Source organism: Nocardiopsis sp. TRM 82005 (assembly GCF_056312425.1).
Genome location: NZ_JBWDTQ010000030.1, coordinates 18,939 through 36,474, shown reverse-complemented (window position 1 = coordinate 36,474; position 17,536 = coordinate 18,939). Strand labels below are relative to the sequence as shown.

Annotated in this window: 16 protein-coding genes; 10 read left to right on the top strand and 6 right to left on the bottom strand. The window is 72.5% G+C overall.

Annotation, left to right across the window (positions count from 1 at the left end):
• The first annotated feature begins 125 nt into the window (after positions 1-125).
• Complete coding sequence (locus AC0T5L_RS22645; protein WP_476167482.1) at positions 126-2,483, top strand: molybdopterin-dependent oxidoreductase; 2,358 nt, start codon at positions 126-128, stop codon at positions 2,481-2,483.
• A 150-nt stretch (positions 2,484-2,633) separates the two neighbouring features.
• Here the strand turns inward: AC0T5L_RS22645 and AC0T5L_RS22640 are convergent, their stop codons facing one another.
• The 3 genes from AC0T5L_RS22640 to AC0T5L_RS22630 all read right to left on the bottom strand — a co-directional run bounded on the left by AC0T5L_RS22640 (position 2,634) and on the right by AC0T5L_RS22630 (position 7,258).
• Positions 2,634-4,823: a PrsW family intramembrane metalloprotease gene (locus tag AC0T5L_RS22640; protein WP_476167481.1), complete on the bottom strand. Its 2,190-nt coding sequence runs from the start codon at positions 4,821-4,823 to the stop codon at positions 2,634-2,636.
• Between the two features lie 195 nt (positions 4,824-5,018).
• A complete protein-coding gene (locus AC0T5L_RS22635) occupies positions 5,019-6,314 on the bottom strand; it encodes a methyltransferase family protein (RefSeq protein ID WP_476167480.1) in 1,296 nt (431 codons plus the stop codon).
• Positions 6,314-7,258, bottom strand: coding sequence for a hypothetical protein (locus tag AC0T5L_RS22630; RefSeq protein ID WP_476167479.1), 945 nt, complete (start codon positions 7,256-7,258; stop codon positions 6,314-6,316). The genes AC0T5L_RS22635 and AC0T5L_RS22630 overlap by 1 nt, the downstream gene beginning before the upstream one ends.
• 90 nt (positions 7,259-7,348) lie before the next feature.
• Between AC0T5L_RS22630 and AC0T5L_RS22625 the strand changes: the two genes are divergently transcribed.
• Together AC0T5L_RS22625 and AC0T5L_RS22620 are read left to right on the top strand one after the other, a co-directional pair.
• Positions 7,349-8,014 (top strand): TetR/AcrR family transcriptional regulator, encoded by a 666-nt coding sequence (locus tag AC0T5L_RS22625; RefSeq protein WP_476167478.1) that lies wholly within the window; start codon positions 7,349-7,351, stop codon positions 8,012-8,014.
• On the top strand, positions 8,011-8,499 hold the full coding sequence (locus AC0T5L_RS22620; protein ID WP_476167477.1) for an NUDIX hydrolase: 489 nt from the start codon (positions 8,011-8,013) through the stop codon (positions 8,497-8,499). The genes AC0T5L_RS22625 and AC0T5L_RS22620 overlap by 4 nt, the downstream gene beginning before the upstream one ends.
• 89 nt (positions 8,500-8,588) lie before the next feature.
• On the opposite strand, the gene AC0T5L_RS22615 is transcribed toward AC0T5L_RS22620, so the two are convergent.
• Positions 8,589-10,082: an NAD(P)H-hydrate dehydratase gene (locus AC0T5L_RS22615; protein WP_476167476.1), complete on the bottom strand. Its 1,494-nt coding sequence runs from the start codon at positions 10,080-10,082 to the stop codon at positions 8,589-8,591.
• A 153-nt stretch (positions 10,083-10,235) separates the two neighbouring features.
• On the opposite strand from AC0T5L_RS22615, the gene AC0T5L_RS22610 reads away from it, so the two are divergent.
• Entirely contained in the window at positions 10,236-12,188 is a 1,953-nt protein-coding gene (locus tag AC0T5L_RS22610) for a hypothetical protein (RefSeq protein WP_476167475.1), read from the top strand.
• Positions 12,189-12,280: 92 nt separating this feature from the next.
• Here AC0T5L_RS22610 and AC0T5L_RS22605 read toward each other — a convergent pair whose 3' ends face one another.
• Together AC0T5L_RS22605 and AC0T5L_RS22600 are read right to left on the bottom strand one after the other, a co-directional pair.
• The gene (locus AC0T5L_RS22605) at positions 12,281-12,754 is read right to left on the bottom strand and encodes an excalibur calcium-binding domain-containing protein (protein WP_476167474.1); all 474 of its coding nucleotides are present in this window, start codon (positions 12,752-12,754) and stop codon (positions 12,281-12,283) included.
• 227 nt (positions 12,755-12,981) lie between these two features.
• The gene (locus tag AC0T5L_RS22600; protein WP_476167473.1) at positions 12,982-13,536 is read right to left on the bottom strand and encodes a DUF4352 domain-containing protein; all 555 of its coding nucleotides are present in this window, start codon (positions 13,534-13,536) and stop codon (positions 12,982-12,984) included.
• Positions 13,537-14,103: 567 nt separating this feature from the next.
• Here AC0T5L_RS22600 and AC0T5L_RS22595 point away from each other — a divergent pair.
• The 6 genes from AC0T5L_RS22595 (at position 14,104) to AC0T5L_RS22570 (ending at position 17,484) form a co-directional block, all read left to right on the top strand.
• Positions 14,104-14,466 (top strand): hypothetical protein, encoded by a 363-nt coding sequence (locus AC0T5L_RS22595; RefSeq protein ID WP_476167472.1) that lies wholly within the window; start codon positions 14,104-14,106, stop codon positions 14,464-14,466.
• Entirely contained in the window at positions 14,459-14,884 is a 426-nt protein-coding gene (locus AC0T5L_RS22590) for a hypothetical protein (RefSeq protein ID WP_476167471.1), read from the top strand. Before AC0T5L_RS22595 ends, AC0T5L_RS22590 begins: the two co-directional genes overlap by 8 nt.
• 46 nt (positions 14,885-14,930) lie before the next feature.
• Positions 14,931-15,782, top strand: a complete 852-nt coding sequence (locus AC0T5L_RS22585) for a sulfurtransferase (RefSeq protein ID WP_476167470.1) — start codon at positions 14,931-14,933, stop codon at positions 15,780-15,782.
• A 220-nt stretch (positions 15,783-16,002) separates the two neighbouring features.
• Entirely contained in the window at positions 16,003-16,608 is a 606-nt protein-coding gene (locus AC0T5L_RS22580; RefSeq protein ID WP_476167469.1) for a DUF4178 domain-containing protein, read from the top strand.
• 7 nt (positions 16,609-16,615) lie between these two features.
• Positions 16,616-17,185, top strand: a complete 570-nt coding sequence (locus tag AC0T5L_RS22575; RefSeq protein ID WP_476167468.1) for a DUF2617 family protein — start codon at positions 16,616-16,618, stop codon at positions 17,183-17,185.
• Entirely contained in the window at positions 17,182-17,484 is a 303-nt protein-coding gene (locus AC0T5L_RS22570; protein WP_476167467.1) for a hypothetical protein, read from the top strand. The genes AC0T5L_RS22575 and AC0T5L_RS22570 overlap by 4 nt, the downstream gene beginning before the upstream one ends.
• Positions 17,485-17,536: the final 52 nt, after the last annotated feature.

The following is a 17,536-nucleotide window of genomic DNA, read 5'->3' as shown; positions in this document are numbered from 1 at the left end:
TGCGGATGTGCCTGGTGGCTGTGGCCGGGTGCTGCCCGACGCGGCCCATCATCGCACCGTGCGGTGCATAGGATGAGATTCGGGTCCTCTCGTGGGACCAGAGGGAAAGCAGGGGGTTCTTCAGTATGTCCGCCACGTCCTCGTACCCGACCAGCGCCCACTGGGGCAGCTACCAGGTGGTCGTCAAGGACGATCGCGTGGTCGGGGTACGCCCGGATCCTGACGACCCGGCCCCCTCTCCGGTGATCGCCAACACCCCGGCCGCCCAGCACCACGCCTCGCGGGTGGCGCGCCCGGCGGTGCGGCGGCGCTGGCTGGAGAACGGGCCCGGACCGGACCCGCGCCGGGGCGCGCCGGACGACGCCTACGTCGAGGTGGAGTGGTCCACGGTCTTGGACCTGCTCGCCGGTGAGCTGGACCGGGTGCGCCGCGAGCACGGGAACGCGGCCCTCTACGGCGGTTCCTACGGCTGGGGCAGCGCGGGGCGGATCCACCACGCGCAGAGCCAGCTGCACCGGTTCCTCAACACGATCGGCGGGTACACGCGGTCCCGCACGACCTACAGCCACGGTGCCGTGGAGGTGCTGTTCCCGCGGATCCTGGGCGCCCCGGAGGCGAACCGGCTTCTGCACCGGGCCCCTGCGTGGACGCAGATCCGCGAGCACACCGATCTCCTGGTCACCTTCGGCGGGCTGCGTGTGTCCAACACGTGGACGTCGTCGGGGGGCCGGGCGGCCCAGACCGCCGGTCCGGCGATGCGCGACGCGTCAGGGGCCGGGGTGGAGTTCGTCTCGGTGTCGCCGCTGCTGGACGACACCCCCGAGGACGTGAAGGCCGAGTGGGTCTCCATCGCCCCGGGCACCGACACGGCGGTGATGCTGGCACTGATGCACGTGCTGTTCACCGAGGGCCTGGCCGACACCGGTTTCCTGGACCGGTACACGGTGGGCGCGGACGTACTGCGCGCGTACGTGATGGGCGAGCACGACGGCGGGGGCAGCCCGGGAGGGACCGAGCGATCCCCGGAGTGGGCCGAGCGGATCAGCGGTGTCGCGGCCGGAGAGCTGCGGTCGCTGGCGCGGCGGATGGCCGGTCGGCGCACCTTGGTCAACGTGGGGTGGTCGGTACAGCGCGCCCGGTACGGCGAACAGCCGCTGTGGGCCGGTTTGGCCCTGGCGTGCTGCCTGGGGCAGGTGGGACTGCCGGGAGGCGGTTTCGCGTCCGGATACGGGTCCATGGGCAACTACGGCGGCGGGTCGACACCCCTGGGCCTGCCGAGGATGCCGCAGGGCGGCAACCCGGTGGACTCGTTCATCCCGGTGGCACGGGTGGCCGACATGCTGCTGGATCCGGGCGGACGCTACGACCACGACGGCGAGGAGCGCCGCTACCCGGACGTGCGGCTGGTGTACTGGGCGGGCGGCAACCCGTTCCACCACCATCAGGACCTGGTCCGGCTGACCAGGGCGTTCGGCCGCCCGGAGACGGTGGTGGTGCACGAGACGCACTGGACGGCGACCGCGCGGCACGCCGACATCGTCATTCCGTCCACGACGGTGCTGGAGCGCGAGGACATGGCCGCGAGCCAGGGCGACCTGAGCGTGCGGGCGATGCCGCGTGCCGTGCCGCCGCACGGGCAGGCGCGCGATGAGTACGACACCTACGCGGACCTGGCCGAGCGGCTGGGTGTGCGGGAGGAGTTCACCGAGGGGCGGACCAGCGGCGAGTGGACGCGGGTCGTCTACGAGCGCTGGCGCTCGCTGGTGGCGCGGCGCGGCCTGGAGGTGCCCCGGTTCGAGGAGTTCTGGGAGCTCGGACGGGTGGAGATGCCCGGCCGGGTGGAGGACGAGGCGCTGTTGGGCGGGTTCCGCGCGGATCCGGAGGCGAGTCCCCTGCGGACGCCGAGCGGGCGGATCGAGCTGTTCTCGGAGACCATCGCCTCGTTCGGCTACGAGGACTGCCCCGGGCACCCGGTATGGCTGCCGGGCCCGGCGGTGACCGGTGGGGACGGGGCGACCGGTGGCGCTGGTGGGGCCGAGGACTTCCCGCTGGTGCTGGTCGCCAACCAGCCGAGCGGGCGCCTGCACAGCCAGCAGGACATGGGCGCGCACAGCATGTCGCAGAAGGTCGGAGGGCGTTCGCCGCTGCGGATGCGTCCGCAGGACGCGCGTGCGTACGGCGTGGCCGACGGGGACGTGGTGCGGGTGTCGAGCGCGCGGGGTTCGTGCCTGGCGGGCGTGGTGGTGAGTGAGGCGCTGCGGCCGGGCGTGGTGCAGCTGTCGACGGGGGCCTGGTACGACCCGTCCGCGCCGGATGTGACGTGCGCGCACGGGAACCCGAACGTGTTGACGGAAGACGTGGGCACGTCGGCGTTGAGCCAGGGGTGCACGGGCCAGCTGGTGCGGGTACGGGTGGAGCCGTTCACCGGCCAGGTGCCTCCGGTGCGCGCGTTCGAGCCGCCGAAGGGCATCGCCACGGGGTGAGGCGGAGATCGGCCTGAACGCTCGGGACAGCACGGAACGGTCGGAGCGTCACCACCCCGCCTACCACGCAGGACCTGGCCGAACCCGGGTGCCGGAGCCGTCCGGCGCCTGTGGACGGGCCGGAGCGGCGCGCCGTGGTCACGCGGCGGATCAGCGGGCCAGGAACCGGTCCACGCGCCGGGGCAGGGCCAGCCCCGCCAGGCCGAGGAGGGCGTACCCCACCTGTCCGGGAGCGAGCATCCCCAGGATCGCTCCGGTGTTCGCGGTGGGCGCGCGCAGGAACTCGCGCATGCGCGGGTGGGCGCGCGGTACACCGTTGCCGGACAGCAGCAGGGTGAACACCGCGACCAGCACCATGGCGGACCAGGCCGACTCGACGGCGGTCAGTCCGCCCAGCCATCCCTGGATCCGGTCCAGCGCCACGAACGCGTAGGCGGGGGGCCCGGCCTCGCCCGCCCCGGGCGGAATGATCAGCGCTGCGGCGTGCACGTCGGCGGCGGCCAGGAGCACGGCCGCCGCCGTGACACCGCCGGTGGCGGCGAGCCCCAGGCGTCGGGCCAGCTCGCGCGCCTGCCGGGTGAGCTCCTCCCGCGAGGGATAGTGTCGCCACGGCCGTTCCGCGGAGCGGGCCTCGCCCATGGCGTTCGCCCGCCGCCAGCGCAGGAACCGCCAGGTGTCGCAGAGCACCCCGGGTCCGCGCCGCGCGGCGATGGTGGCGGCGGCGAGTTCGTGGACGATCGCGGACAGCGTGGTGGCCAGGGTGACCGGCAGGTCCACCCAGGACAGCGCCATCCGGCGGAACAGCGGCGCGATGTCGGCGGGCACGCGCACGCGCATGGCCACGGAGCGCCCCCGGGCCCAGCGGCGTGTGCGCGCCAGCGGTGGCTGCCCGGGCAGCGGCGGCGTGGACTCGGCCGCGGTCGCGATCATCCGGTAGTCCATGGCGATCGCGCACAACAGCAGCAGCACCAACAGCCACGGGGTGAGGAGCCCGCCGCCGAGGAGGCCGTGCACGAAGTCGGAGGCCGGGTGGAGCGCGGCGTTGGCCAGCCGCGCGTTGAGGTTCAGGTGCTCCAGGACCGCCAGGGCCAGCGCGACCGGGGGCAGCAGCCACAACCAGGCACCGTAGCGGCGGCCCACGACCGCCAGTCCGAGGGCGGCACCGACCAGGCCCGTGGTGACGGCGTGCCCGGAGAAGACCGCCAGCACCGTGCCCGCCGGGTCGGTGACGGTACTGCCGCCGGGCAGGAACAGGCCGTCGTCGAGGGCGAGGTTCCGGCCGCCCAGCGACACCTCGGTGAGCAGGCGTTCGGCGAGCTGGAACCCGGCCCCGGACGCGGCGGCCAGGAGCAGGAAGTCGACGGCGGCCAGGCGGCGCAGCCGTCGGCGGGCCACTGGGACCAAGAGCAGCAGCGGCACGAGTTTGCCGAGCTCCTCCACGGACACGGCGACGTAGGTGTAGCCGAGGACGCCGTAGGGGTCGGCTCCCAGTATCCGGACGGCGGCGGCCTCGGCGAGGGCGAGGGGCCACAGCAGGAACGCGCCGAACGCGGCCACCCGTAGCAGGGTGGCGAAGGAGACGGTGCGCGAGCGCGCCAGCCAGGCCAGTTGGAGCAGCAGCACGAACACCGCGGCCAGGGCGGGCAGCACGGCTCCCAGCCCGGGGACGACCAGGGGCGCCATGAGCAGGGCCACCACCATGAGCCACCCCCAGGCGCCGCGCATGGCGCGCAGGGCCCGGATCGTGCGCGGAGAGCGCTGGCGGGCGCGGTCGACGCCCCGTGCCAGGCGTTCGGCCGGGTCGGGGCCCGGCCCCCGCGGTACGCGGGAGTGACGGGCCCCGGTCTCAGCGCAGTGGTAGAGCTGGGCGGCGCGGGTGAGGACGGGGCCGCCGTCGGCCTGGGCGCGCGCGCCGAAGTGCGTTCGGGCCTGGGGGATGTCCGCTCCGACGAGTTCGCGGACGAAGTCGGCGGGTCCGGCGGCGACGGTGAGTTCGTCGGCGGTGACCAGGACGGCGGCGGAGAAGTCCTCGACGCAGACGAGGAAGTCGGTGGGCGCGTCCCCCCAGCCGCGGACGAGGTCGATGAGGGTGCCGGTGTCGAGGGGGACCTCGGTGACGGGATCGTAGGAGAACTCGGGCCTGGTGCGGCAGACCAGGAGCCGGTCGACTCCCATGGCGCGGCCCGCGGCGACGATCGCGCGGACGAGGTTGCGGTCCCGAGGCACGAGGAAGGGGGTGGTGACCTTGCCGTCGGCCCTGATCCAGTGGGGGTCGAGCTCGGTCGCTCCGGAACAGACGCGCAGCACGAGGTCCCGCGCGAGCATGGCCTGTTCTTCCATCGGTTTCCTCGTGCCTTGGGGGGCGAAGACGTGGGAGCCGGCCTCGTCATCCTCCGGACGGATCGGCCCCGACCGAGCATAACGGTGAAGGACCCCGGCGGAGGAGGGCACCGTGGGCCCTGGATACGCCGCCCCTGCCGACAGTGCCAGTACGGACAAGACCATCCGGTGAAGGGTCCCGGACCGCGCCAGCCCTCACACCTCGACGCCGCGTGCGGGCACCTCCTCCCGCTGCCCCCGGCGCCCGGCGGGTTCACGGGACGGGCGGGGTCCGGCGCCGAAGGCGTCGGCGCACAGCTGCGCGAAGTGCCGCGGCCCGGGCAGGTCGAGCGCCCAGCCGACGAGCGCCCACCCCAGGTGGAGGTGTTCGAGCGCCCTGGCCAGCGCGGACACCCCGCTCCAGCGGAGCCCGCCGGGGGCCTCGTAGGCCAGGCGGTACAGCACCTCGGGATGCTCCGCCGCCCGTCGCAGCTCCAGTGCCACGGGCACGCGGGCGGCGAGCCAGCCGCCCAGGCCCCGGCACATGCCGCAGTCCGACGCCACGTACAGAGTGCCCGGCGCGCGGCCGGACCAGGGACGCCACCGGGGCAGCCAGGGGCGCACACCCGACCGGTAGTCCTCCCACTCCCGTCCGAACGCCTCGCGCAGCTGGCCTCCCTCGTGCCATTCTGCGAACCCGGCCCCGTAGACGAAGGCGGCCAGCGCGCCGACCAGCAGCCACGGGTCTCCCGTCACCACGGGCAGGACCAGGTAGACGGCCACGACCGCGGCCTGCATCGGGTTGCGCAGATAGGCGTAGGGACCGCTGGTGACCAGTGTGGACGGCGGGTCGAAGGGCAGCGGGGTGCCGCCGCCCACCCGTGCGAACTCGCGGGCCGCCGCCAGGCCCGGCAGGCACACCGGCGCGAGGATCTGGGCGGTGACGAGGGCCGTGCCGGGGGCGGGCAGGGCGTCCAGGACGGCCAGTGGCAGGACGACCATGAGCCCGAACGCGAGTACCGCCTGCGTCCACACCCGGGCGTGGACGAGCTGGCCGGTGCGGGTCCAGTAGGCCAGCAGCAACGCGGGGATCAGACACAGCACGGAGCCGGCGAACTCACCGATCAGCCAACGGGAACCCAGCACCACGACGGGCTCGGCGAGCGGCATGACGATGATGTCCACCCACACGAGCAGGCCGGTGAGCAGCGGGACCGGCAGGAACCGCAGCAGCAGCGCGGGCAGGGGACCCCACAGCACCGCCCAGGCGATCAGTAGGTCGACGGGCACACCGAGCCACACGGCTCCCTCCGCGTGGAAGGACCACCAGCCCACGCGCAGCGCGTACAGGTTGAGCGGGATGAGCGTGAGCAGGGCCCACGCCCCGGCCACGACCATCGCCGCGGCCTCTCGCCGCCGCGGAGCGCGCCACAGGCACGGCCCCGCCATGAGCAGCAGCGGAGCGAACAGTCCGACGCCGCGAACCGTCGTCGCGGAGAGCTCCGGTCCCATCAGCGGTCCTCCGCCCCGGCCGCGCCGAAGGTCACGGCGAGGTACTCGGCGGCCAGGTCGGTGGCGTAGGACTGGACCGGCCCGAAGTACCACGACGGCTCGTAGGTGCGGTCGTAGTCGATGGACCAGGTCAGACGGGTCCCGGCGCCCTCGGCCCGCCACACGGCCTGGGCGCGGCGCGTGTCCATCCAGTTCGCGAAGGCGGTGTCCTCGACCACGTCGAACACCACCCGGCCGCCGTCCTCACGGATCTCGCTCTCCACGATCCTCAGTTCCATGTGACGCTGGGTGGGCTCGGCGCCGGGCCGCAGCGTGCGGCGCGAAGTGAAGTGGACGAGCCGGGTGTCACCGACCTCCAGCCCCTCACCAGAGGCCGAGACGGGCCTCGGAAAGGGGACGGCGCGCAGGAACAGCGCTTCGGGGTCGCCGTACTCGGGCGGTGCGGCCAGGGCCGCTGCCACCTCCTCCACCGGGGCGGAGACCACGACGTGGCCCTCTCCCCTGTCGGCCCTGGGCAGCAGGGAGATGCCGGCGACGCCCTCCAGGGTGAGCACGAAGAGGAGCGGCACCGCGAGCAGGGCGTGCTGGGCGCGGTCGCCTCCCCCGCCGATCCTCCCCGCCACCCAGGTGACCAGGGCGACGACCCCGTAGATCAGCGGCGCGGCGATGAGCAGGCATACCACGCCCTCTCCGAGCAGGGGCCCGGCCAGGGCCAGGGCGACGGTGGAACCGGCCAGCGTGACGCCCATGGCGCTGCGGGCCCGCACGGTGAGCACTATGAGCAGGGCGATCGTCGCGGGCAGGCCGACGTAGAACAGGGCGGTCTGGTCCAGGCCGCCCCAGTGGTTGATCCGGACCGCCAGTAGGGCGGCGAAGGCGGCCAGGAGCAGCGCGGCGAGCAGCCAGCGCGCCCGGGAGGGAGGCGGTGTGTCGCTTCGAGGCACGGGGGACTCCTTCGGCATGCGATTAAAACATTTGATTTAATCGCTCGATTAAACCGTATGCTGAAAGCCTTCCCGAGAGCAAGGAGGGTCATGGCCAGGAGCGGCGGAGGACGGCGCACGAGCGAGGAGACCAAGGAGCGGCTGCTCGCCGCCGCAAGCGAGGTACTGCGTGAGGAGGGATACGCCGGGGCGTCGGCACGAGCCATCGCCACACGCGCGGAGGCCAACTCGGCGCTGGTCTTCTACCACTTCGGCGGGGTCGACCCGCTGCTGCTGGCCGCGCTGGACCGTTCCAGCGCCGAGCGCATGGCCATGTACCGGGAGCTCGCCGCGCGGGCGAACACCCTGGAGGAACTGGTGGAGGCGGCCACGCGGATCTACCGGACCGACCTGGAGCTCGGCTACATCACCGAGTTCTCCGAGCTGGTGGCCGCCGCCGTCACCAAGCCCGGGCTGCGCAGGGAGATCCGCGCGCGCTCCGAACCGTGGATCGCCCTCGTCGAACACGAGTGGAACCGGGTGCTGGGCGGATCCGCCCTGGGCAGACTGCTGCCCGCACGCGAGGTGGCCTACGGGGCGATCACCTTCTATCTGGGCGTGAACCTGTTCTCGGTGCTCGACGAGGACCACACACGCACGGAGGCGGTCTTCGACCTGGCCGCGGGACTGGCTCCCCGGGCGAAGCTGCTCACCCTGCGCCTGCCCCGCCGGGGCCGCGACGTAGGCTGGCCCCCGGACGAGGAGGAGCGCACATGAGCAGCAGCATCACGGTGGCTCCGGGGATCCGGTTCCCGGACACCTCCGACGGACGGACCCACGTCGCGGGCGCGGTCATCGCCGACGACCGGGGCCGGGTGTTCGCACAACGCCGGTCCCCCACCCGGAAGGTGTTCCCGCACTGCTGGGACATCGTCGGCGGGCACGTCGAGCAGGGCGAGAGCATGCTCGAAGGGCTGGCGCGCGAGGTCGGCGAGGAGACCGGCTGGCGGCTGACCGCGGTGCTGGGCGAACTGTTCCAGCTGGACTGGGACCCCGGGGACGGTGTGACCCGGCACGAGGTGGACTACCTGGTGCGGGTGGAGGGCGACCTGGACGCGCCGCGCCTGGAGCCGGGCAAGCACACCGAGTTCATGTGGGTGGACGACTCCCTGGTGCACCGGCTGCGCGACGAGCGCGATCCGGGCGACTACTTCATCACCGACATCGTGCAGCGCGGCATCGACGCCGCCCGCGCCCGCTGAGTCGGTGCGGCGCGCACCGGCGAAGGACCCCGGCCGACCCGGCGGCGGGGGCGCGGGGCGCGGGGCGCTTCCGGGGGACGCGGTCAGCGTCAGGCTGCCCGGCGGGCCTCCTCGATCGCGAGCGGTAGCGCGCCCAGCAGGTCGGACGCGCTGATCGGCGCGCCGCCTCGGGCGAGGGTGGCGGCGCGTCCGTGCACGTAGGCGCCGCACATCGCGGCCTCCAGGGCGGGCAGCCCGGCGGCCAGGAGCGCGCCGACCGCCCCGGACAGCACGTCACCGGTCCCGGCCGTGGCCAGCAGCGGCGTACCCGTCGGGTTGGCGGCCACGGGAGCGCCCGGATGCGCGATCACCGTGGTCGATCCCTTGAGCAGGACCGTGCACCGGAAGTGTTCGCACGCGTGGACGGCGTACTCCAGGCGGCGCGCCTCGACGTCGCCCCGGTCGGCGTCCAGCAACCGGGCCAGCTCCCCCGCGTGCGGGGTCAGAAGCGTGTGCGCCGTCCGCTCGCGGAGCAGATCGGCCAGCGGACCGCTCCCGTTGCCGGTGAGCATGGTGAGCCCGTCAGCGTCGACGAGCACGGGCCGGTCGCTGTCCAGGATCGCGTGGAGTTCGTCGGCGTTGGCCGGATGCGTGCCGCGTCCGGAGCCGATGACGACGGCGGAGACCCGCCCGGGCGACAGGTCGGTGCTGCTCTGCGGGTCGAGAAGGCTGGCGACGGTCTCCGGCCAGTGGGAGAGCACCTGGTCGACGACGTCCGCGCCGCCCCCGTAGCGGACCATCCCGATTCCGGTTCGCAGCGCTCCCCCGACGCACAGGACCGCGGCGCCCCGGTAGCGGTCGGAGCCCGCGCGGACGGCGAGCACGCCCCGGCGGTACTTGTCGGTCTCGACACCGGAGACCGGTAGCAGCGAGGCGATGTCCGCGGCCCGCGGGCAGACCAGGCTGGGCCCGGGCAACTCGGGGGCCAGACCGATGTCCACGAAGTGGATCCGTCCGGCGCGCTCGGCGCCCGGGTCGACGAACAAGCCCGGCTTGTGGGTGCCGAAGGTGACGGTGACGTCGGCGCGGACCGCGTGCCCGGGCACCTTCCCGGTGTCGGCGTCCACCCCGCTGGGCAGGTCGACCGCGACCACGGGTGCGGGCGAGTTCTCGGCGAGCAGGGCCAGGGTGGAGTGCGGTTTGCGCAGGCCACCATGCCCGCCGATACCGAGGAGCCCGTCGATGACGAGGTCGGCGTCGAACAGGTCCTCCTCGTCGGCCATGGCGTCGGTGAACCACCGGGTCCGGCCGCCCGCGGCGCGCAGGGCGACGGCCCCGCCCTCGTGGACGCCCCGCCCCGCGAGCAGGGCGTGCACGGCCGCTCCCCGGGCGGCGAGGTTCGCGCCCGCGTACAGGGCGTCGCCGCCGTTGTCTCCGCCGCCGACCAGAAGGACGACGCGCGCCCCGTACACGCGGGGCAGGAGACGGGCGCACTCAGCGGCGAGCCCGGTCGCGGCCCTGCGCATGAGGGTCCCGTCGGGTACGCGCGCCATGAGCGCGTGTTCGGCTTCGCGGACGGCGCTGACGGTGTGTGCGGAGCGCACGGGCTTACCTCCGGGGGTAGATCGGTCACCATCGTGCCGCAGTCGTGGCCATGCGGGCAGGTTCCGCCACACCGCGGCGGCGAAGGCAGGAAATTTTCACGGAATACTATCGATTCACTACCCTTCGGAGCGCCTCCTTGACACAATGGAGTTATGCCTCGACCGAGCAGATACGTGTCCCGGTCCGACCTCGGGTGGGATCCCTCCCCCGCGGCCAGGGCCAACCCTCGTTCCGGACTGGTCATCCACTACGACAGCGCCAACCAGGGACTCGCCGGGAAGGATCACTCGGCCTGCCTCACGTACTGGCGCAACACGCGCGCATTCCACACGGGCCCGTCCCGCGGGTGGGCCGATATCGGATACTGCGTGGACGAAGCGACCGAGATCCTCACCGAGGACGGCTGGCGGACGTTCCAGCAGGTCTCCCCCGGCGACACCGTCCTCACCCTCGACCACGAGACCGGGTTGTCGGAGTGGCAGCCCCTCCAGGACGTCCACGTCTTTTCCGCCATGCCCCGGGAACTGGTCCGGATGGAGGGACGCGAGCACTCGTCGCTGACCACTCCCGGCCACCGATGGCCCGTAGAGCGCCGCCACGGACACACGGAAACCGAAAGACGAAGGGACGAGGACGGGACAGGGGCCCGCGCCGGGCGCACAGCACGCGGCGTCAGAGGGCATGAGCGGGTGTGGGCGACCACGGACACGCTCGGTCACCGGGACCGGATCCCCCTGTCAGCTCCCTGCGCCCACCTGCCCACCGGGCCCAAGTGGTCCGACGCGCTCGTGGAGCTGGTGGCCTGGTTCTGGGCCGAGGGGCGCGTCAGGCCCCGGGACAGGACCCGTGAGGCAGGTACCAGTGTGGCCCTCCGCCAGTCGGCGACGGGGCGCCCCGACCGTGTGGCCAGGATCCGGAGCGCGCTGTACGGCGCCTTCGGCCCGCCATGCGAACGGTTTCCCCGAAGCCGTGGGGACACGGACCGTACCCCGGGGTGGTGCGAGGCCCGCGACCGCGGTCCGGCCGAGTTCCGCCTGTCCGCCGAAGCCGGACGCGTCCTGAGCGAACACGCCCCCGGACGTATCCCCACCCACGCGTTCCTTCGATCGCTGACCGGAGCGCAACTCGCCCTGTTCATCGAGGTGTCACTGCTGGGGGACGGCCGCGAGAACCGCACGTGCGGGGCCCGTGTCCTCAGCCGGAAGAGCCGCGCCGCCGCCGAGGCGTTCCAGTTCGCCGCGGTCATGGCCGGATACGCGACCTCCCTACGGCGCCGGCCTCCCACATCCTCGGCCACCTCCCCCGCCTGGGAGGTGGAGCTGCGCCGCGAGGCCCACGCCGCTCCCGTGGCCGCGGCGGGCGGGGAGCCGGGGCTCACCGTCCTGCGCGAACCCTACGGGGGACGGATCTGGTGCGTGCGCACGCCGAACGCCACGTGGCTGGCCAGGCGTGAGGGCAAGGTGTACTTCACCGGCAACTCGTTCATGTCCTGCGCGCACGGGTATGTCATGGAAGGCCGGGGCCTGTACCGGGCCCAGGCCGCACAGCCGGGCGGCAACACCTCCCACTACTCGGTGACGCTGGCGACCGGCCCGACCGACCCCGTCACGCCCGAACAGGTCAACGCCGTCCGCGAACTCCGGAAGTGGCTGATGGAGCCGGACACCTCCATCTCCGGGACGGTGCTCGGACACCGCGACTTCGTCTCCACATCGTGCCCCGGCGACAAGGCGTACGCCCTCGTACGGAACGGCGCGTTCGAACAGCCCCCCGGGGAGATCACGGAGGTACACGACATGCTCGGACTGCGTATCGGCAGCGCGGGGGAGGCGGTCAAGCTTCTCCAGCTCAGGATCGTGAGAGCGGGCTTCGGCGACGCCCTGGGCGGGTCCGGGGTCGACTCCGACTACGGTCCCGCCACCGCCGAAGGCGTGCGGCTGTGTCGCGAGTACGTCGGCAGCAGGGCCCTGCCCGGCTACGGCGACGAGATGACCGCCCACGCGGTCGACCAGATCGAGGCCGCCGTCACCAAACGCACCCTGGAGAGGGCCCCGGAGGTCTCCGGCGCCGACCAGGACATCGGCAACGCGCCGGCCGCGGGCTGAGGGCGCTCCGACGCGGGCGTGGGAGGCGCAGAGGACCGGGCCTCCCACCACCCGGCTACGACCGGCGGTTCCGGGGAGAGGCTCGGCGACCGTCACTCACAGCCGACGCCGTCGCCGTCACGGTCCAGATGGGAACCGTAGCCCGGGTCGCCCCGGCGCACAGGAGCCGCGCCGGCGGCGCGTGCCGCGTCGCAGTTCTGGAAGTAGACCGAGCCACCCCCTGTGTCACCACCACCCGTGCCGCCACCCGTGCCGCCACTGTCGGGACGCTCGGTCACCGTCTCGGTGGCGGTCTCGGTAACGGTCTCCGTGACGCTGACCGTCACCTCCACCTCGACCTCCTCGGTCGCGGCCACAGTGGGTTCCACCGTCTCGGACACGGTCGCGGTGACCGTCTCGGCCGGCGGAGGGGGCCCGGTCTGGTCCGAGCCGCCACCAGCCAGGGCGCTGGCGCAGGAACCGACGATCGCGGTGAGCACGAGCGCACCGAAGCACCCCAGACATCCAAGGCCGAACTTGGCACCGGTGGACATACTGCTGGCGGACCGCTGCGGGGGCAGGGACATAACGACGCTCCGACATGTGCGCGGGAAGCGGCTGAAGGGAAACCGCACTGGACATCGCATGCCGAGCGGGAACACGCGTGCGAGGACGGTATCCAACAAAACCTGGAAAAACTCCCTTTTCACCAAAGAGAGACATTCGCTCTGCTTCCCGGATACGGCCCGGGCCTCCACACACGAAGGCACCCCGGGCGCGGACGGTCCGCGGCCGGGGTGCTCCCACGTTCGGGCTATTCGACCGCGGTCACGACCGGGTCGCCTTCCAGGCCGAAGTTCGGTGAGTACCGGACCTCGGAGACCACGACCTCGCCCACCACGGCGATCTGCCCGGAAGCGCTGGAACCGGGTTGCAGGGGGGTGTCATCGAACGATTCGATGTCTGCGAAGAGGCTCTCGCCCCAGTCCGCCCTCTCGGTGCCGTCGTCGAGCACCGCGGTGAAGCTCATCGGGTTGACGCTGAACGCCTCGTCACCCTCGTTGGTGATCTCGATGTCCAGCACCGTGTAGACGGCGGTGTCGTCGATGACGTCCCCGGCGGTGCCCGCGTTGGAGGCGGTCATGCTGATGCCCTGCTCGTTGGCGGACTCCTCCTCGGTGGTGCCCTCCTGCGTGGCGTCGTCCTCCTGTGCGGCCTCGTCCTCCTGTGTGGCGGAGGGCTCTGGGGCGGCCGACTCGGTGTCATCGACCCCGGACAGCGAGGCCCCGATCACGATGACGACGACCGCGATGGCCAGGAGTCCGAGGCAGCCGCCGACGCCGAGGCCGACCTTGGCACCGGTGGACATGCCCTTCTTCGGAGGCGGGCCGCCGGGCGGCGGACCGTAGGGATGCTGCCCTCCGGGCGGACCGTAGGGGGGCTGCCCTCCGGGCGGACCGTAGGGGGGCTGCCCTCCTCCGGGCGGGCCGGGGGGCATGCCGTGGGGCGGCTGTCCGCCGGGAGGGGGACCGCCGGGCGGAGGACCGGGAGGGGGACCGCCGGGAGGGCCGCCGTAGGGGGACTGCCCGCCCGTGGGGTCTCCGTATGGGGGCTGCTGGGGGCCGGAAGGGTACTGGGGATAGGACACGCGTGTGCTCCGGTTCTCGTACACGATGGCGTAGGGGATGTGCCGCGGCCCTGGGCCGTGTACCGGCTGGAACACGTGCGGCTGGGAGGACCATATCCGACACGGGGCCGTCCGGGCCGTGCCCGTCCCGCCCTAGACATGTCCGGAACCGGCCGTTCCCGCTGTTCACGCGACCCGTGCCCCGTCGTGTCCGGGGCCGGGGCCATGTGGTGGCCACCGGGTACTACGCTGTGTCGTAGAAAAAACCGCTGACATGGGCGGACACGGAGAACGGCGAGCGGAGGCGGCGTGGTCGACTGGCTGACCATGACGATTCAGATGGTGTCGCTGGCGATGGCCGGGTGGTGCCTCGTCTCGACCTTCCGCGACCAGCCCATGGTGGTTCCCCACCTCGTCGGCATGGGTTTCCTGTGGCTCCTCGTCCTCGGGCAGGTGGGCGCCACCGTCGCCACCGTGATCGGCGGCGGCCGACCCGCCGAGACGGCCATGTTCGTGTCCTACATGGCCACCGTGGCGCTGCTGCCGCCCGCGTGCGCCGTGTGGGGATTCATGGAACGTAGCAAGTGGGGGCCGGCCGTGATCGCCTTCGCGTGCCTGATCCTGCCCGTCCTGTTCGTCCGGCTCGAACAGCTCTGGAGCCCCGTTGCCTGAACCCGGCGCACCACCCGCCGCCAAGACCCTGCGCACCGGCCCCGGGCGGCTCCTCGTCGCCGTGTACGGGGTGTTCGCACTCGCCGCGACCGCGCGGGGCGGCTCCCAGCTGGCCACGAAGTTCGACGAGGCACCCCTGGCCTACGCGCTGTCCCTGCTCGCCGGAGTGGTCTACCTGGTCGCGGCGGTCGGCCTGGCCCGGGCCGGACGCACCTCGCGTGTGGTCGCCCTGGTCTCGTGCGCTGTCGAGGCGGTCGGGGTACTCGTGGTGGGCGCGGCCAGCGTCCTCCTGCCGGAGGTGTTCCCCGACGACACGGTGTGGTCGAACTTCGGCAGCGGCTACCTGTTCATCCCGCTGGTGCTGCCGGCGCTGGGCCTGTGGTGGATCCTGCACGTCCACCGCATGGACAAGGGCTGACCGGACACGCCGTGGCCAGCGACCCGGTATCAGTAAGCTGTCGCCCATGTCCGAATCCCTGACTCTTCCGGTGACCGTATCGGCCGACTGGCTCCGCGAGCACCGCGACCAGGTCGTCCTCGTCGACTCCCGGTGGTACCTCGACGGCCGGTCCGGCCGCGACGCCCACCGCTCCGGTCATCTGCCCGGTGCGGTCTTCACCGACCTGGACACCGATCTCGCCGCACCGGCCGGTCCCGGGGGCGGCCGCCACCCGTTGCCCGATCCGGCCGATTTCGCGAACACGCTCGGCCGCCTCGGCATCGGTGACGACGACTCCGTGGTCGTCTACGACGACGCGGGCGGTTCGGTCGCCGCCCGCCTCGTGTGGATGCTGCGTGTCCTCGGCACCCCGGCTGCCTTCCTGGACGGCGGCATGCGGACGTGGGACGGAGAACTGGAGCAGGGTGAGGTCACACCCGAGCCCGTCCACCGCACCCCGGTGCCCTGGCCCGAGGACCGGGTCATGCACACCGATGCCGTCCGCGCCCGGACCGGCGACCCGGCGCACCTGCTGGTCGACGCCCGGGCCCGCGTCCGCTACACCGGCGAGCAGCCCGCACCCGTCGACGCCCGCCCCGGGCACGTGCCGGGCGCCCGCAGCGCGGAGTGGGCCGGCAACCTCGACGGCGACGGGTTCCTGGCCGGCCCGGAGGCCCTGCGTGAGCGCTTCGCCGGTCTCGGCGCCGACTCCGCCGACACCATCACCGCCTACTGCGGTTCCGGGGTCACCGCCTGCCACGACCTGCTCGCCCTGGAGCATGCCGGGTACTCCGGTGCCCGCCTGTACCCAGGGTCGTGGAGCCGGTGGGGAGGCGACGACGCCCTCCCGGCGGAGACCGGTGATCCTCACGGATGAGCGCCTGACACGAACAGGTTCACCACCGCTACCGGCCGTTCACGGGCAGTTCCCGCGGACGGCCTTTCCGCGCACCGGTCCGGACGGGTCCGGAACCTTGGTTCCACAAATGGCGTCAAACCGCCAGTAGGCTGGTCTGGCCTCGGAAAAACCGCAGGTGAGGATCGTACCTCTCCTTGATTCCCCTACTCCCTCACGCTCTGTCGCGAAACGAGGAACATTGGCCATCGAACTCGTACTGTTACTCCTTGTCGTCATCGTCGCCGTCGTGGTCGGCATCGTGGTCTACACGCGGCGCTCCAAGAACCAGGGGAGCGCTCACAAGTCCCCCGCACCGCCGCAGGACCCCTTCGCCGACAACGGCGACAGCACCGCGGGCGATCCGCGCGCCCTCAAGGCGGGCGACATGATCGACTGGGGCACCGAGCGGACCTGGATCCGCGGCACCCTGCGCCTGTCCGACGGCGGCTACACCTGGTCGGAGCACTTCCTGGAGGTCGAGGGCGGTAAGCGCTGGCTCTCCGTGGAGGAGGACCCGGACGTGGAGCTGGCCCTGTGGACCGGCCGCCCCGATCTCGACATCATCCCGCAGGGGTTGTCCATCGAGCTGGAGGGCGTCGTCTACAAACTCCAGGAGAAGGGCAGCGGCTCCTACCGGTCCGAGGGCACTACCGGCCTGAAGGCCCAGGGAGGCCACGACTACGCGGACTACGAGTCCGACGACGGCAGGATGCTGTCCTTCGAACGCTTCGACCACGGCCGCTGGGAGGCCAGCACCGGAACCGAGGTCACCCCCGGGACCTTCACCATCTACCCGGGGAGCTGATCGGGACGTGCACGCGAGCATCAGCGCCCCCTTCGTCGACACCAGCGCCGACGACCTGGTCTGGACCCTGAGCCACCCGCTGGTCGATCCCCTGGCCACCCGTGTCGTGCGGGTACCGGGCGCCCGGGTCGAACTGCGCGTGCTCGGCGCCTCCCACCAGGTGGCCGTCACGCCGGAGCCGGAGGACGGGGCGTTGACCGCGCGGGGTCCGGCTGCCCGGGGCGGGCCGCTGGTGGAGACCGTGGCCTGCCTGCCCGGTCTGCCCGGCGGCCTGCCCGGCAACGCCGAGCGTCCCGAGCTGGGCCGCTACCGTTTCGACTCGCTTGTGGAGTCCCTGCCGCGTGCCGAGCTGACCCGCCGGGTGGAACGCATCCACCGCGAGGTGGCCGGCTCCTCCGACGGCCTGGTCGTCACCTTTCCCGGTGATCCCCTGTCGGCCACCGCGCTGCACCTGGTCCCCGGCCCCGGAGGGCCACTCCGCTGGCGCACCTGGCATGCCTATCCGCAGAGCGGCGAGTTGGTGACGACCACCTCCGCAGTGACCACACCCCCCATCTCCGGGAGAACCACACCATGAAGTCAGACGCGGCGCCCGAGGACAACAGAAAGATCGTGATCACGGTGTTCGTGATCATCGGCACCATCCTGCTGCTCCTGATCCTGATCAGCGCCTGCGACAACAACAGCGACAACTACTGCCCCGACGACGACGTCGTCGCGGACCCGAACTATGACGACGACGACTGCGACGGGTCCTCGGGATCCTCCGGCGGAGGGTTCTTCATCTTCGGCGGCGGCGGTTCCAACAACTCCAGCAACTCCAGCGGCGGTAGCGGCAGCAGTTACCGTGGCGGCGGCAGCGGCTTCGGCAAGTAGCCCGCACCTGCTCCAAGTACCGGACCACTACTCCCCCTACCAGCGGACAGGA

What these genes read in the sequence shown, in the direction of transcription:
- AC0T5L_RS22645 (WP_476167482.1), top strand. Translation starts at nt 126, where the DNA reads ATGTCCGCCACGTCCTCGTACCCGACCAGCGCCCACTGGGGCAGCTAC.
- AC0T5L_RS22640 (WP_476167481.1), bottom strand. Translation starts at nt 4,823, where the DNA reads ATGGAAGAACAGGCCATGCTCGCGCGGGACCTCGTGCTGCGCGTCTGT.
- AC0T5L_RS22635 (WP_476167480.1), bottom strand. Translation starts at nt 6,314, where the DNA reads ATGGGACCGGAGCTCTCCGCGACGACGGTTCGCGGCGTCGGACTGTTC.
- AC0T5L_RS22625 (WP_476167478.1), top strand. Translation starts at nt 7,349, where the DNA reads ATGGCCAGGAGCGGCGGAGGACGGCGCACGAGCGAGGAGACCAAGGAG.
- AC0T5L_RS22620 (WP_476167477.1), top strand. Translation starts at nt 8,011, where the DNA reads ATGAGCAGCAGCATCACGGTGGCTCCGGGGATCCGGTTCCCGGACACC.
- AC0T5L_RS22610 (WP_476167475.1), top strand. Translation starts at nt 10,236, where the DNA reads ATGCCTCGACCGAGCAGATACGTGTCCCGGTCCGACCTCGGGTGGGAT.
- AC0T5L_RS22605 (WP_476167474.1), bottom strand. Translation starts at nt 12,754, where the DNA reads ATGTCCCTGCCCCCGCAGCGGTCCGCCAGCAGTATGTCCACCGGTGCC.
- AC0T5L_RS22600 (WP_476167473.1), bottom strand. Translation starts at nt 13,536, where the DNA reads ATGTCCACCGGTGCCAAGGTCGGCCTCGGCGTCGGCGGCTGCCTCGGA.
- AC0T5L_RS22585 (WP_476167470.1), top strand. Translation starts at nt 14,931, where the DNA reads ATGTCCGAATCCCTGACTCTTCCGGTGACCGTATCGGCCGACTGGCTC.
- AC0T5L_RS22570 (WP_476167467.1), top strand. Translation starts at nt 17,182, where the DNA reads ATGAAGTCAGACGCGGCGCCCGAGGACAACAGAAAGATCGTGATCACG.